The 14,021-nt window shown below is 37.5% G+C and carries 13 protein-coding genes and 1 other RNA gene; all 14 read left to right on the forward strand.

Annotated elements, in window-relative coordinates:
• The first annotated feature begins 253 nt into the window (after window positions 1-253).
• The 14 genes from MCO_RS00140 to MCO_RS00205 all read left to right on the forward strand — a co-directional run bounded on the left by MCO_RS00140 (window position 254) and on the right by MCO_RS00205 (window position 14,013).
• Window positions 254-658: a hypothetical protein gene (locus MCO_RS00140; RefSeq protein ID WP_007551831.1), complete on the forward strand. Its 405-nt coding sequence runs from the start codon at window positions 254-256 to the stop codon at window positions 656-658.
• A 900-nt stretch (window positions 659-1,558) separates the two neighbouring features.
• An RNA gene (ffs, locus tag MCO_RS09915) (signal recognition particle sRNA small type) lies at window positions 1,559-1,656 on the forward strand.
• Window positions 1,657-1,886: 230 nt separating this feature from the next.
• On the forward strand, window positions 1,887-3,827 hold the full coding sequence (locus MCO_RS00150) for a DNA polymerase III subunit gamma/tau (protein WP_007551832.1): 1,941 nt from the start codon (window positions 1,887-1,889) through the stop codon (window positions 3,825-3,827).
• 14 nt (window positions 3,828-3,841) lie between these two features.
• Window positions 3,842-4,165 carry a YbaB/EbfC family nucleoid-associated protein gene (locus MCO_RS00155; RefSeq protein ID WP_007551834.1) on the forward strand — a complete coding sequence of 108 codons (324 nt, stop codon included), beginning with the start codon at window positions 3,842-3,844 and terminating at the stop codon, window positions 4,163-4,165.
• Window positions 4,166-4,201: 36 nt separating this feature from the next.
• Window positions 4,202-4,807: a recombination mediator RecR gene (gene recR / locus MCO_RS00160; RefSeq protein ID WP_007551836.1), complete on the forward strand. Its 606-nt coding sequence runs from the start codon at window positions 4,202-4,204 to the stop codon at window positions 4,805-4,807.
• Between the two features lie 60 nt (window positions 4,808-4,867).
• A complete protein-coding gene (locus MCO_RS00165) occupies window positions 4,868-5,896 on the forward strand; it encodes a YeiH family protein (protein WP_007551837.1) in 1,029 nt (342 codons plus the stop codon).
• A 482-nt stretch (window positions 5,897-6,378) separates the two neighbouring features.
• Entirely contained in the window at window positions 6,379-7,071 is a 693-nt protein-coding gene (gene tsaB, locus MCO_RS00170) for a tRNA (adenosine(37)-N6)-threonylcarbamoyltransferase complex dimerization subunit type 1 TsaB (protein WP_007551838.1), read from the forward strand.
• Window positions 7,071-7,565, forward strand: a complete 495-nt coding sequence (gene rimI, locus MCO_RS00175) for a ribosomal protein S18-alanine N-acetyltransferase (RefSeq protein WP_007551839.1) — start codon at window positions 7,071-7,073, stop codon at window positions 7,563-7,565. The genes tsaB and rimI overlap by 1 nt, the downstream gene beginning before the upstream one ends.
• 31 nt (window positions 7,566-7,596) lie before the next feature.
• Complete coding sequence (miaB, locus tag MCO_RS00180) at window positions 7,597-8,973, forward strand: tRNA (N6-isopentenyl adenosine(37)-C2)-methylthiotransferase MiaB (RefSeq protein ID WP_007551840.1); 1,377 nt, start codon at window positions 7,597-7,599, stop codon at window positions 8,971-8,973.
• Window positions 8,974-9,135: 162 nt separating this feature from the next.
• Window positions 9,136-10,245 carry a PhoH family protein gene (locus tag MCO_RS00185; protein WP_007551841.1) on the forward strand — a complete coding sequence of 370 codons (1,110 nt, stop codon included), beginning with the start codon at window positions 9,136-9,138 and terminating at the stop codon, window positions 10,243-10,245.
• A 12-nt stretch (window positions 10,246-10,257) separates the two neighbouring features.
• Complete coding sequence (gene ybeY / locus MCO_RS00190; protein WP_007551842.1) at window positions 10,258-10,734, forward strand: rRNA maturation RNase YbeY; 477 nt, start codon at window positions 10,258-10,260, stop codon at window positions 10,732-10,734.
• A 101-nt stretch (window positions 10,735-10,835) separates the two neighbouring features.
• Window positions 10,836-11,855, forward strand: a complete 1,020-nt coding sequence (locus MCO_RS00195; protein WP_007551843.1) for a hemolysin family protein — start codon at window positions 10,836-10,838, stop codon at window positions 11,853-11,855.
• Window positions 11,818-13,452, forward strand: coding sequence for an apolipoprotein N-acyltransferase (gene lnt / locus MCO_RS00200; RefSeq protein ID WP_040298506.1), 1,635 nt, complete (start codon window positions 11,818-11,820; stop codon window positions 13,450-13,452). Before MCO_RS00195 ends, lnt begins: the two co-directional genes overlap by 38 nt.
• Window positions 13,453-13,599: 147 nt before the next feature.
• Window positions 13,600-14,013: a helix-turn-helix domain-containing protein gene (locus tag MCO_RS00205; RefSeq protein WP_007551845.1), complete on the forward strand. Its 414-nt coding sequence runs from the start codon at window positions 13,600-13,602 to the stop codon at window positions 14,011-14,013.
• Window positions 14,014-14,021: the final 8 nt, after the last annotated feature.

Below are 14,021 nucleotides of genomic sequence, written 5' to 3' on the forward strand. Positions count from 1 at the left end.
TAATTCTTTATGGTAATTTATCTTAAAAGGATAACTGTAAATCTTCGCAATAAAGTCAGAGGATAACTTGAATTATCAATAGAGCACCTAAAACTGTGCATTCAGGAATTCAGGCTTTGAGTAATTCTGCAAATAGCTTTTATAAAGATAAAATAACAGCCTAGCCCTGCATTTCTAAATTAAATTTAATCTTTTATATTTATGAAAATTGTTTTACGATTAATCGTATCCTAGAATAAAACGGTATGATAAAATGGGAAAATTTTTTACTCGGATATTATTAGCTGCGAATATCCTTGCTTGCTGCAGCAATGCATTTGCTGGATTTGGTGAAAGAAAATGGGATTTTGCACCAAATGAAAGTGTTACCATTGGTTCATCTGATATAGTACATCAAGGTGTTGAGTACAGTTGTAATGAATTTATCCCCCAAAAAACATCTTTTACTTTGTCGTACTCTTCCCTTTCTGACTTAAACAAATTAAGAATTGTTGCTGACGATGAGGGTAAGATAATACACGATAAAGAAAATAAAGTATTTACACTTAAAGGTATGAAATCTCTTGCTGTCAGTTTTCCTTCGGAAGGAATCTATATTTTTAAAAACATTATTGAAAAAAGAATTATTGGGATAGATTGCGATACAGGGGATTATTAGTAACAATTCTAATTTCACTTCTATTTTCATAGCCCTGCCCAATCACTTAGGAAATTTTTTTCAAAATCAAAGCTGGATTTTACGTGAGTTTTTTCTCTATACGTAGTGGCAATATCATATGGCAAAATTAGATATTAGGGGACTGATATTGCGTGTTTTTTTTGCAGTAAACTCAATTATCCTGTGTTTGGTAATTAGAGCTAATTTTCTAAACAAAGATAGATTTTTTCCTTCGTAGCTAGATCATCTAAAAATTACGATTTGCTCTAAACTGTACCATATATAAACTATGCTCACAGAAGAAAAATAATGCGCAAGTTCCATCTAGTCCTGCAAGCAGATTCTATATTCTGCTAAGTACAGCAAAAATATAAAACCGGTGGAGGTATTACAGCGTATTAACAGTAAGATTGCTGCTACAGTGCTCACTGACAATCTTATACTCAATTTTATTCTAGCCGTGCTAGAGCTAGAAACTGGACTGTTTTTTAGGCTAGATTCATTCGGCCTTACTCAAAAAGAGATTAAACTCATCTTTTCTTTAATTATTAAAAGATTAATCAACCATTTAAAGCGATATAATACGGATTACGTTATACTATTTGGCAACAATATTTCCCCTAATTTTCCAATTTCAGCTTATTAAATTAACACGCATGCTTTATCTCCTCCTTTTTTGTTGCAAACTTCCTATAATTCGTTGAACCACTTCAGAAAAATAAGCATTTTGTTCATAGCAAATAAATATGGTAAGCCACTCTAAAAAAATTGATGAATTCCCGTCTTATTTGTCACCTGTAGTACAAGACGTTAAGTTTAAAGGAAAAATTCTTTATTGTTCTTGTCATATTTTTTGTTTCTTAGCTTGATTTTTCATTTTAAATCGACAATATGGGCTTGGGAGGTTGGTGGTGGACGAACTGCTCGCCAACCGGGTCAGGTCTGGAAAGAAGCAGCCCTAACGAGTTCTAGTACGGGTCATCGTACCAACCTCCTTTCTTGTTGAATAAATCGTATTTTGTTGTTTTTCAGTGGAATATCTTTAATTTTCAGAGCAGTATTGTGCATGTAGAAAATAAAGAGGTTGGACTGTCTTTAAGCAAATTGGCCAGTTCTTAAAAAAATAAGTTGATTGAAAAAAAATCCTTTTATATTAGAGTACAGTGTTAATCTGTGCTTTCGTGTTATTGAAATGTACGTATAAAGAGCTTCAAAGTTGGAATCGTTGATGGAAAATATGCCGGTAGAAACGACCTATCGTGTTCTTGCTCGCAAATATCGACCTCAAAATTTCTCTGACCTCATTGGTCAAGAAGCTATGGTGCGTACTCTTACGAATGCTTTTGAAACAGGTCGCATTGCACAAGCATGGATGTTAACAGGAATTCGCGGAGTAGGTAAAACCACAACAGCGCGTATTTTGGCACGTGCACTCAACTACAAAACAAAAGATATTGATCAACCAACAACCGTATTGAATACACTTGGTGAACATTGTACACAAATCATTGAAGGACGTCATATCGATGTTATAGAAATGGATGCGGCTTCGCATACCGGTATTGATGATATTCGTGAAATTATTGAACAAATACGTTACCGTCCTGTTTCTGCACGCTATAAAGTTTATATTATTGATGAAGTGCATATGCTTTCAACACAAGCATTTAATGGCTTATTGAAAACACTTGAAGAACCACCAGCGCATGTAAAATTTATTTTTGCAACGACAGAAATCCGCAAAGTTCCTATTACGATTCTTTCGCGTTGCCAGCGTTTTGACCTACGGCGTATTGAATCGACAGTTCTGAGTGCGCATTTGCGCCAAATTGCAAAACGTGAAAACGTAGAAGTGGAAGAGCAGGCACTCTCCATGATTGTCCGCGCTGCAGAAGGCTCTGTACGTGATGCACTATCTATTTTTGATCAGGCAATTGCGCATAGCTATGGCAACATCAGTGCTGTTGCAGTGCGTGCGATGTTAGGCTTAGCTGACCAAGCGCGTATTATTGATCTTTTTGAGTTTATCATGAAGGGTAATGTTGTAAATGCATTATATGAATTACGCAGCCAATATGATGCAGGCGCTGATCCTCTCACTATATTGACAGAATTGGCTGATTTCAATCATCTGGTTACACGTTTACGTTTTACTCCAGAGATAGCTGAAGATCTCTCACTCACTGAAGATGAACGTTTAAGAAGCTTAGATTTTTCACAAAAACTTTCCATCCCTGTTTTATCCCGAAATTGGCAAATGTTACTCAAAGGTTTACAGGAAGTTAGCCAAACTGCACGTCCGCTTCAAGCAGCAGAAATGTTACTTATTCGTCTTGCCCACACTGCTGATTTACCAACTCTTGATGAAGCTTTAAAAAAGCTTAGTCAAGAAAAAATACCACTCACAACCGTTCAAAATTCTTCTCCTCAAGAGTCTACAAATGCTAACAATGCGGCAAGAGTAACAGCTGTATATGCCCATTCTTCCCCGAATGTTTCAAATACGTCACCAAATCAATCAAATTTAAAAGCATTCTTGGAAAACCAAGTAGACCGTTCCTTACAATCAAAAGATTCAGTCAAAATTCAAACTCTGGAAAGCACTAAAACCTCTAAAATAACAGAAACTCTTGAAACTTCTCAATCTGTTGATCTTTCTGAAAATATTGCAAATTTACCGCATCCCCCCACGCAAACAGTAAAAAAAATTATTGAACCTCAAACCGTGGTTATTAATTCTTTGCGTGATATTGTTGAATTAGCTGAAAAATATAATGATATTCCTTTCAAGCTTCTTATTAAAGAATTTGTTCATCCTGTTTCTTTTGAACCGGGACATATTACTTTGAGACTTGCTGAAGGTGCTCCACTTTTATTTGCGCGCGATATAGAAAAAATGCTTTCCCAATGGACTGGGCAACGTTGGACTATAACTCTCGTCAATGAAGGAGGAGGGCCAACTTTACAAGAAGAAAATGTAGCTATCCAAAAGAAGCTTTTTTCCAATGCAGAGGCAGATCCTGATATCGCAAAAATCCTCAATCATTTTCCAGAAGCAAAAATTGTCGATATCCGCCTAAATAAACAAGAAACAGATCTTGATTTATCTCCTGATACTTTTAAAAATATCGAGATTTTTGAAAATGAAAATAATATCAACGATGAATAAGGATACTCCTTTCTATGCGTGACATGATGAGCATGATGAAAAAAGCCAAAGAAATGCAAGAGAAAATGCAGAAAATTCAAGAAGAAGTAGCAAATCTACAAGTGACGGGTACTTCTGGTGGTGGTCTGGTCAACATCACCTTAAACGGCAAAAATATCATAACAGAAATTAAAATTGATTCTTCATTACTCAGTCCTGAGGAAGTTGAAATTCTTGAAGATCTGATTATGGCAGCCTACAATGAAGCTAAAACAAAAATTGAAATAGCTATAGAAGAAAAAACTAAAAACATAACAGCAGGGTTACCACTGCCATCAGGTTTCAAACTCCCGTTTTAATGAACCGGATTTTATTTAATCCCTTGGAACAATAATATGTCTAAACACATTGCAGGACCTGAAATTGAGCGTCTTATTCAGCTTTTAGCGCGGATACCAGGTCTTGGACCGCGTTCGGCACGCCGTGCTGCTCTTCACCTTATCAAAAAAAAAGAAACATTGTTGGAACCTTTAGGGGCAGCAATACAAACAGCAGTAGACAAAGTCTGCATCTGTTCTGTTTGCGGAAATGTAGATACAATTGACCCTTGTTCAATTTGTACAGATCCACGCCGCGATGATACAACAATTATTGTTGTTGAAGATATTGCTGATTTGTGGGCTCTTGAACGCGCAAAAATTTTAGCAGCACGTTATCATGTATTGGGTGGACGTCTCTCTCCCTTAGATGGAATAGGTCCTGACGAACTCAAAATCGCTCCCTTAATCCAGCGCGTTGTAGAAAACTCGATTACGGAGATTATTTTAGCGGTTAATGCTACTGTTGAAGGACAAACAACTGCTCACTACATCACTGACCAGCTCTCTAACTTCTCCGTTAAAATTACTCGGCTTGCCCATGGGGTGCCAGTGGGAGGCGAACTCGATTATCTTGATGATGGAACTTTAGCAGCAGCTTTACAAGCGAGAACAAATCTCTAAAACTTTTTTTACCTGTTCTCTCTCTTTATTTACTATCATTTTTTAGGGGGCAATATTAAAATGATACAGAGAAATCTCTCACTTTTAAATAACTTTGGTCCTGGTATTCTAGTATGTTTACTCATATCAGCCTTAGCATATGGCTTAGAAGTTATAGAAAAACAGCTTTTCGCAGAAGCGTGGTTTGAAAGCCTTGTTTTGGCAATTCTCTTAGGATCTATTGCCCGTAGTTGTTTTACTTTGCCAATATATTTTCAAAAAGGCATCACCTTTTGTGCAAAAACACTTCTCGAAATTGCTATTGTTCTTTTAGGAGCAAGCATTAGCATTAACGCAGTTCTTTCCACTGGTTGGAATTTGCTTGCTAGCATCATATTCGTTATATCTGTAACAATTATCATCAGTTTCACCATTGGCCGACTTTTTGGGCTTTCTACACATTTAGCAATGCTGGTTGCTTGTGGAAATGCTATTTGTGGCAATTCAGCCATTGTCGCCGTTGCACCTGTCATTAAAGCAAAACATGACGACGTAGCTGCATCAATTGCTTTCACTGCTCTTTTAGGAATTCTAATTATTCTATTTCTACCCTTTTTACATCCACTTCTGAATTTGTCCTTTAGCCAATACGGTGTACTTGCCGGCATGGTTGTTTATGCTGTACCACAAGTTTTGGCAGCAACAGCATCTATCTCTTTTGTAAGTGTACAAATTGCAACCGTTGTTAAACTAGTGCGAGTTTTAATGTTAGGTCCTCTTATTTTTACTCTGTCAATCATCTATAATCGATCAGCACAAACACGCTTACGTCTACACACCCTCGTCCCATGGTTTATTATTGGTTTTATTATCATGATGCTTATTCGCTCAAGTGGTCTTATCCCTGAAAAAGCTATCAATCCCATCAAACTGATTGCTCAGTTGTTGACTGTCATTTCAATGGCTGCATTAGGATTAGGTGTTGATATCCTCTCATTAAAAAAAGCAGGATGGCGTGTCATTTTGTCTTCGACTTGTTCCCTACTTATCCTCGGCGCTTGCAGCCTTATCATGATACAATTAAGTGGTATGAATCACATAAGTTTTTGAAATAGAACTTTAAAATACTTTTTCTTTTTTAACAGAGCTTGCAAACACCTCTAAAAGTGTTTATGGACACTGAAGCAATCTTTTTATAAAATTAGGTTAAGATTGCAAAAGGATTCCTTTGTCATTTTATATAAAAGAACGAATGCGCTTTGATATTAATAGTAATAGCAACCGTTCAATTTCTTATTCAACGAGCTTTTCAGCGTGCAATTGCTTGCAAGCAAGCAGTGTGATATAAAAATGCTGGTTTTTTTATTTTCTTCTGCTTTCACAAAAATTAAACTTTTACAAAAGGTTTATGAATATGCTCTTATTGAGAAAAACAAATGCGGTTTTATAATCTTTTCCTTTGAAATTGTTTTTGTTTACTATGTGTTGTAACAGGATACAATAAGGATTAGATCAACACCCATTGTATCCAATAAAAAAGACTAGAAAACACAGCAGACCTTTTGCTTATCATATTATTCGACTAAAATATTATGCTTATACTTGCCATAGATACTGCTTCAATTTATTGTGCTGTTGCACTCATTCGTCATAAATTTGTCATTGCGCAGATCAGCGAACGCATGAATAAAGGGCATGCCGAAAAACTCATTGGACACATTGCACAAATAACTGACCAAGCTAATATTACTCTTGATCAAGTTGATCGTATTGCTGTTAATATTGGACCTGGATCGTTTACTGGTGTGCGTGTCGGTGTTTCAACAGCGAGAGCTTTGGCTTTAGCACTAGAAATACCAGCTGTTGGAGTAAGCGCACTTGAAGCATTGGCAGCACAGACAATAACCAATAAAAATACTATATCAGCAATAGCAATCACTGTTGTTATTGAAGCCGGAAGAGACATGTTCTACCATCAAAACTTCAATGAAGATCTCACACCTTTAGGGCTACCTGGATTAAAAACAATTGAAAATATTATCGAAGATTTACCCCAACCAACGAGATTAACTGGTCCAGCAGCTGATATTATTGAACTGTACATTAAAAACAATAAGGTAAATAGAAAAATCGTGCGAGGCTCAATTCTCTGCAAGGCAGCTGATATTGTAAGCTATGCTTATCTTGCTGCAAACAAACAGCCACAAAATCCGCCCTGCCCACTCTATTTACGCAATGCTGATGTAAAACAACAAACCGGTTTTGCTTTACCACGAAAAAAATAATGTCCGAATTTTCATTGACAAAAAAACATTTTTGGATTGCTCCGCTACAAGCGAATGATAGTGCTTCCTTTCATAAAATTCACCAGTCCTGTTTTTTCCCTTCTTGGGAAAAACAAGCCTTTGATAATTTCTTAACAGATCACTCTATCTTTGGATACAAAGCCTCCCTTATTGGTCAACCAGATCAAATCGTAGGATTTTGCCTCTGCCGCCTCATTCTTGATGAAGCAGAAATCATCACAATTGCTGTTCACCCTCATTTTCGTCGACAAGGAATTGGCACTTTGCTTATAGACAGCACATTACGCTATCTTCACCATGAATGTGCTATAAAACTTTTCTTAGAAGTAGAAGAGACGAATCTTTCTGCCTTGAATCTTTATCAGCGTTTCCAATTTCAAAAAATTGCTAAACGCCCTGCCTACTACCCATCAAAAAACAGTCGCACAAATGCAATCGTTATGCAAAAAACTTTTAAGCAAACAACAGATTGAGATTTGCGTAAAAAACATTTAGACATGCGTTATGAATAAAGTAAATTCTAAAGATAAGCTCCCTGTTGCTCCTAAAAAGGTTTTTATCAAAACCTATGGGTGTCAAATGAATGTTTATGACAGCCAACGAATGACTGATAGTCTCAGTTCACAGGGCTATATTACGACACAAACACCTGATGACGCTGACCTTATTCTTGTTAATACCTGTCATATTCGTGAAAAAGCAGCAGAAAAACTCTATTCTGATCTTGGTCGTTTGCGCGTGATACGTCAAGAACGAGCACCTGATAAGCCCCTAATGGTCGGTGTAACTGGTTGTGTTGCACAAGCTGAGGGAAGCGAAATTTTGCGTCGTGCTCCAACCGTGGATCTCATCATTGGTCCGCAAATGTATCACCGCTTACCAGACTTGTTAGAAAAAGCCAAACAAGGCAAAAAAGTTATCGAAACAGACTATGCTGTAGAAGATAAATTTGCTCATTTACCACCTCACAATAAACGTGCTGTAAGAAAACGGGGTGTTAGTGCATTTTTAACAGTGCAGGAAGGCTGTGACAAATTTTGCACTTTTTGTGTTGTTCCCTACACACGTGGTGCCGAAATATCACGACCTGTTGAGCAAATTACTGAGGAAGCACGCCAACTCATTGAAGCTGGTGTCAAAGAGATTACACTTTTAGGACAAAATGTAAACGGTTGGCATGGACAAAGTGCTCATGGAAAAACTTGGCGTCTTGGTGATCTTCTCTATCATCTTGCCAAACTGGATGGTTTAAAGCGCCTACGTTATACAACCAGCCACCCACGAGATATGGATGAGAGCCTTATTGCGGCACATCGAGATCTTGACATATTAATGCCTTACCTGCATCTTCCTGTCCAGTCAGGTTCAGATCGCATCTTAAAAGCAATGAACCGTCAACATAAAAGTATTCATTATCTTCAGCTTATCGAGAAAATTCGAACTGCACGACCTGATATTGCTTTTTCAGGCGATTTTATTGTAGGATTTCCAGGGGAAACAGATGAAGACTTTGAAGAAACCATTAAACTTATTAAACAAGTGCAATACAGTTCAGCCTATTCTTTCAAGTATTCACCTCGTCCTGGAACAGTTGGAGCAACAATGAAAAATCATGTTGATGAAACTGTAAAGGATGCTCGTCTTCAACACTTACAAGTTCTTCTTCTTGAGCAGCAAAACGCATTTTTGCGTTCTAAAGTTGGTGAAGTAACTGATGTTCTCATTGAAAAAGCTGGGCGTTACTCGGGGCAAATGGTAGGTCGTTCACCTTGGCTTTTACCTGTTGTCGTAGATACACAAGCTTCTATGGGCACCATCATGACAATTCACATTAAAAATGTGAGTTCAAACAGTTTTGTTGGTGAAATGGCAAATATATAAACATATCTTTCATGCGTCGTTCAAGACATTAAATTTTAAGTAGCTCTTTTATTTTTGAAGAAAATGATTACATCTAAAGCTTGCGCTCTACAAAAGATATATTATCTTTTGTAAAGTTTACTTAAGAAGTGTGCGACACTTATATGAATATGGGAGAATAGGTTGAAAGCTTCAACCGAAAGAGTAAAACATATTAAAGAAAAGGCAAATGTTTACCCTGAAAATACTGGTGTCTTGGAAAAAACAAGCGCATCAGACGTTAGTCATGTTGTTTTGATTTTTGAAAATAATCAATATGTAAAAACAGTTTTTGGTAAACTCGACGAAAATCTTGCTTATATCGAACAAAAACTTGAACTTAGCATTCATCCACGTGGTAATGAAGTTTTAATTTGTGGAAATTTTGCTGCTATAAAACGCGCACAATACGTGTTACAGCAGCTTTATGAACGCGCCAAAACACATCAAGAGCTCACTTTATCAGATACACAAGGAGCTATTGCCATGGCAGATTTTCTACAGGAACAGCAAGGAGCCCCAACAATAACTAAACCTGCAAAAAAACGTATTCTCGCGCAATTAAGTACCCATAAAAAAACAATCCATGCCCGAACCCCAACACAAGATGCCTATATGTGTGCGATGGAGCGCAATGAACTTGTTTTTGGTGTAGGGCCAGCAGGAACGGGCAAAACATATCTTGCTGTTGCACATGCTGCAATGCTTTTAGAGCGTGGTATCATTGAACGAATTGTTCTGTCACGTCCCGCCGTTGAAGCTGGAGAGCATCTTGGCTTTCTTCCCGGTGATCTCAAAGAAAAAGTCGATCCGTATTTACGTCCACTTTATGACGCCCTTTACGACATGATCCCCGTTGAAAAAGTCGAGCGCATTTTAGCTTCTGGCGTTATAGAAATTGCCCCTCTTGCTTTCATGCGTGGGCGAACACTTGCCCATGCAGCTGTCATTCTTGATGAGGCACAAAATACTACACCCATGCAAATGAAAATGTTCCTCACACGACTTGGGGAAGGAACACGTATGATCGTAACCGGTGACGTAAGTCAAATTGATTTGCCTACAGGACAAAAATCAGGTTTAATCGAAGCGATACGTATTCTTTCCCATGTAGAAAATATTGCAATCATTCGTTTTGATGAAAAAGATGTTGTGCGCCATCCCCTTGTTGCCGCTATCGTCCGTGCTTATGATCATGATTCTGCTCTACAAATGAAAAAAATGCCATCCTCCAATCTTTCATCAAAAAAATAAATTCTATTTGTCATGATTACCATTGATATAACTATTGAAAACTCTGGGTGGTATGATGAGAAAGTACTTTATGATATCACCGAAAAAGCACTCACAACGACGATGCATCACGTTTCATTAGAAAATGTTGTAAGCGAAGTCAGTCTGCTTTTTACGGATGATAAACATATGGCGCAGATCAATGCGCAATGGCGCAATAAAAACGAACCCACCAATGTATTATCCTTTCCTGCTTTTCCACTTAAAGTTGGACAAACTCCCAGAGTTATGCTCGGTGATATCATTATTGCGCGAGAAACTGTTGCACTTGAAGCATCGGCAGAAGGAAAATTATTTCAGGATCATTTGACGCATATGATTGTTCATGGCGTCCTTCATCTTCTTGGCTATAATCATGAAACAGACGAGGAAGCTTATCAAATGGAAAAGCTTGAAAGGGAAATTCTTCAAAAGCTTTTCATAAAAGATCCCTATACTGAATTGGCTTAAAATGATAAAAATTAAATTTTTAAATCAATATCACTATTATAAAAAATTATAGCCTCTTATGCCTCTATTATATAAAGTAAAGTTTAGAAGATTTTAAAATCATGGCAAACAAAATAAATGCACAAAATAACGGTCAAGCATCTTCTAATATTGAAGAAAACCCTTCTCGGCAGGCGAATCATACGGAAAAATACTCCCTGATAAATCATTTGTTTTCGTTTTTACGTGGACGCAATTATACGTCGTTGCGTGATGACCTTACCGTTGCACTCACCGCTAACAATGAAAAAGACACAACCCTCTTCTCCCCTGAAGAACGTACTATGCTACATAATATCTTACGTCTGCGTGAAGCACGGGTTGATGATGTTATGATTCCACGCTCTGAAATAGAAGCATTGGAAATAAACACCCCTCTTGGGGAAGCACTGAAATGTTTTGCAAAAATTGGTCATTCTCGCGTACCTGTTTATGCTGAAACTTTAGATGATCCGCGAGGAATGATCCATATTCGCGATATCCTTAATTATATAACTCGTTTTATTATCAACTCACCCCACACAGAGCAAAAATCCTATTCACCCCAGTTAAACCATATGGATTTGCGTACCCCAATCGGTGAATTGGACCTGATTCGAACAGTTCTTTTTGTCCCTAGTTCCATGCTAGCAAGCAAATTACTTACACGTATGCAAACAACACGAACCCAGATGGCTTTGGTTATTGATGAACATGGTGGCACAGACGGTTTAGTTTCTATGGAAGATATCGTCGAATTAGTTGTTGGCGATATCGAAGATGAACATGATAATGTTGACAATGCTATTGTGCGCGAACCCAATAATAAATGGCTTGTTGACGCAAAAACTGAACTAGAAGATGTGGAAAAAGCTCTTGGTCCTGATTTTTCCGTAGGCGAATATGGTGATGAAGTCGATACCATTGGTGGTTTGATTGTCTCCATACTTGATCGTATTCCTGCAAAAGGTGAAATCGTTGAAGCAGTGCCTGGTTATCGATTTCGTATTTTAGAAGCAGATAAACGTCGAATTAAGCGGTTGCGCATTTTTCGCATTCCAGAAAATGAGAAGTTTGAGAACAATGCCATCCCTAAAGAATAGTCAAACATTTTTAAGCAATTTTACACTTTTTTTGTTTTCTATTACCGGCTGGAAGCGACAAATATGGATGTTTCTTTGTGGTTCTTTTACTTCTTTTGCACTTCCACCCTTTTATTTAACACCTCTCTGCTTTTTGACTTTCCCCATCTTTATTATTTTACTTGACTCAATATGTGCCATCCAAAACAATAAAAAGCGCTTTCTGACCTATGCTCTCAGTTGTGGAACCTTTGGCTTCGGTTATTTTATTTGCAGCCTTTGGTGGTTGTGCAATGCTTTGTTGACAGATCCAGCTACTTTTGGCTGGGCAGTGCCATTTGCCATTTTGGGTCCTCCTCTCTATCTTTCCCTTTATTGGTTTTTTGCTGGTTTTATTGTCGGTTTGTTATGGACAAAAGGAATAGCACGTTTTTTTGTTTTGGCTTTTGCGCTAGGACTGGCAGAATGGTTGCGCGCTATCCTATTCACAGGATTTCCATGGAATGCCCTTGGTTATACAGCTATGCCAACCCCTATGCTCATGCAATTAGATGCAATTGTAGGGCTTTACGGAATGAATATTCTTGCTGTTTTAGTCTATAGTTTACCCACTGTTTTATTAACGAACGAAAAAAAGAAAAACGCGCTTTTTCTTTGCCTATCACTTATAGTAATTCACAGTGGTTTTGGATTTTATCGCCTCAATACCGCACCTAACACCACTGATTACCAGAAAAGTAATCATTGGGTACGCATTGTTCAACCTTCTATTAAGCAAGACGTCAAATTGAACGATACGATACCGGAAACTATCTTAGCAGCTCATATGAATCTTAGTACAACACCAACTGCTGATCAAAATCCAGAACCTGACTTTATCGTATGGCCTGAAGCATCAATTCCCTATATTCTCAATGATTCACCTGCTATCGCAATGCGCATTGCCTCTCTTCTTAAACCCAAACAGTGGGCTATTATTGGTGCTATACGTGTCAATTACGATTTTCTCAATGCGAAAACACAATATTTTAATACAATTGCAGTCATTAACAATAAAGGTGATATTTTAAGCGCTTCAGATAAACTTCACCTAGTTCCTTTTGGCGAATATCTTCCCTATAAAAATTTATTGGAAAAAATTGGATTGCGTGCCCTTGCTGATACTATTGGTGGATATAGTGCTGCAGATGTACGCAAAACTGTCATGATGCCAAATGGGTTTTCTTATCTTCCATTAATTTGTTATGAAGTAATATTTCCCAATGAAATGACTTTTAAAGGCTCCCAGCCTCAAGCAATTATTAATGTTACAAATGATGCGTGGTTTGGTGTAACACCCGGCCCACATCAACATCTTCAGCAAGCACAGCTTCGTGCCGTTGAATTAGGAATCCCTCTCATACGGGCAGCTAATAATGGAATATCGGCTGTTATTGATTCTTATGGACGAATCGTTGTAGCTCTCCAGCAAAATGCTGTTGGCGTTATTGATTCACCAATCCCATCACCGATTACACCCATAGGAAGCAATGAATACAGAATATTCTCTACTTTCATCTTATTCATTATTATGCTATTGCGCGGCATTGGTTTTGGTTTTACAAAACAGCTTAAATGATCAGATACCCATATACGGTATTACATTGCGTGTACCAGTAATATTGGGAAAAAGTGTTACATATTATTTTAATTATATGATAAACCAACCTCGAATAAATCTGATGTTGGTTTAGAAGCAGAGTGCTGGAAATTAAAGAGTTGCATTATGACCGAGACTAGAAAAAAACCTGATCCTATAGATATCTATGTTGGAACCCGTATTCGTTTACGTCGTAACATTTTAGGGATGACCCAAGAAAAACTAGGTGAAAAACTAGGCGTAACTTTTCAGCAAATCCAAAAATATGAAAAAGGTACAAACCGTATTGGTGCAAGTCGTCTTCAAGCAATTGCAGAAATTATGGATGTTCCTGTTTCTTATTTTTTTGATAAAGGCATTAATACGCAACCTTTAGAAGGTTTTGCTGAAAGCGATAATGATTTTATGGACTTTTGCTCCAGCAATGAAGGAATCCAGCTTATGCGTGCTTTTACTAACATATCCGATGCTAAGGTGCGTCGAAAAATCATTGACTTGGCAAAAGCACTTTCTGAAGAAGATATGACAAATAAACTATAAAATAAATT

Source organism: Bartonella sp. DB5-6 (assembly GCF_000278115.1).
Taxonomy (GTDB): domain Bacteria; phylum Pseudomonadota; class Alphaproteobacteria; order Rhizobiales; family Rhizobiaceae; genus Bartonella; species Bartonella refiksaydamii.

Excerpts from the sequence above, each read along its gene's own strand:
- MCO_RS00140 (WP_007551831.1), top strand. The coding sequence starts at position 254 with ATGGGAAAATTTTTTACTCGGATATTATTAGCTGCGAATATCCTTGCT.
- MCO_RS00150 (WP_007551832.1), top strand. The coding sequence starts at position 1,887 with ATGGAAAATATGCCGGTAGAAACGACCTATCGTGTTCTTGCTCGCAAA.
- MCO_RS00155 (WP_007551834.1), top strand. The coding sequence starts at position 3,842 with ATGCGTGACATGATGAGCATGATGAAAAAAGCCAAAGAAATGCAAGAG.
- recR (WP_007551836.1), top strand. The coding sequence starts at position 4,202 with ATGTCTAAACACATTGCAGGACCTGAAATTGAGCGTCTTATTCAGCTT.
- MCO_RS00165 (WP_007551837.1), top strand. The coding sequence starts at position 4,868 with ATGATACAGAGAAATCTCTCACTTTTAAATAACTTTGGTCCTGGTATT.
- tsaB (WP_007551838.1), top strand. The coding sequence starts at position 6,379 with ATGCTTATACTTGCCATAGATACTGCTTCAATTTATTGTGCTGTTGCA.
- rimI (WP_007551839.1), top strand. The coding sequence starts at position 7,071 with ATGTCCGAATTTTCATTGACAAAAAAACATTTTTGGATTGCTCCGCTA.
- miaB (WP_007551840.1), top strand. The coding sequence starts at position 7,597 with ATGAATAAAGTAAATTCTAAAGATAAGCTCCCTGTTGCTCCTAAAAAG.
- ybeY (WP_007551842.1), top strand. The coding sequence starts at position 10,258 with ATGATTACCATTGATATAACTATTGAAAACTCTGGGTGGTATGATGAG.
- MCO_RS00195 (WP_007551843.1), top strand. The coding sequence starts at position 10,836 with ATGGCAAACAAAATAAATGCACAAAATAACGGTCAAGCATCTTCTAAT.
- lnt (WP_040298506.1), top strand. The coding sequence starts at position 11,818 with ATGAGAAGTTTGAGAACAATGCCATCCCTAAAGAATAGTCAAACATTT.
- MCO_RS00205 (WP_007551845.1), top strand. The coding sequence starts at position 13,600 with ATGACCGAGACTAGAAAAAAACCTGATCCTATAGATATCTATGTTGGA.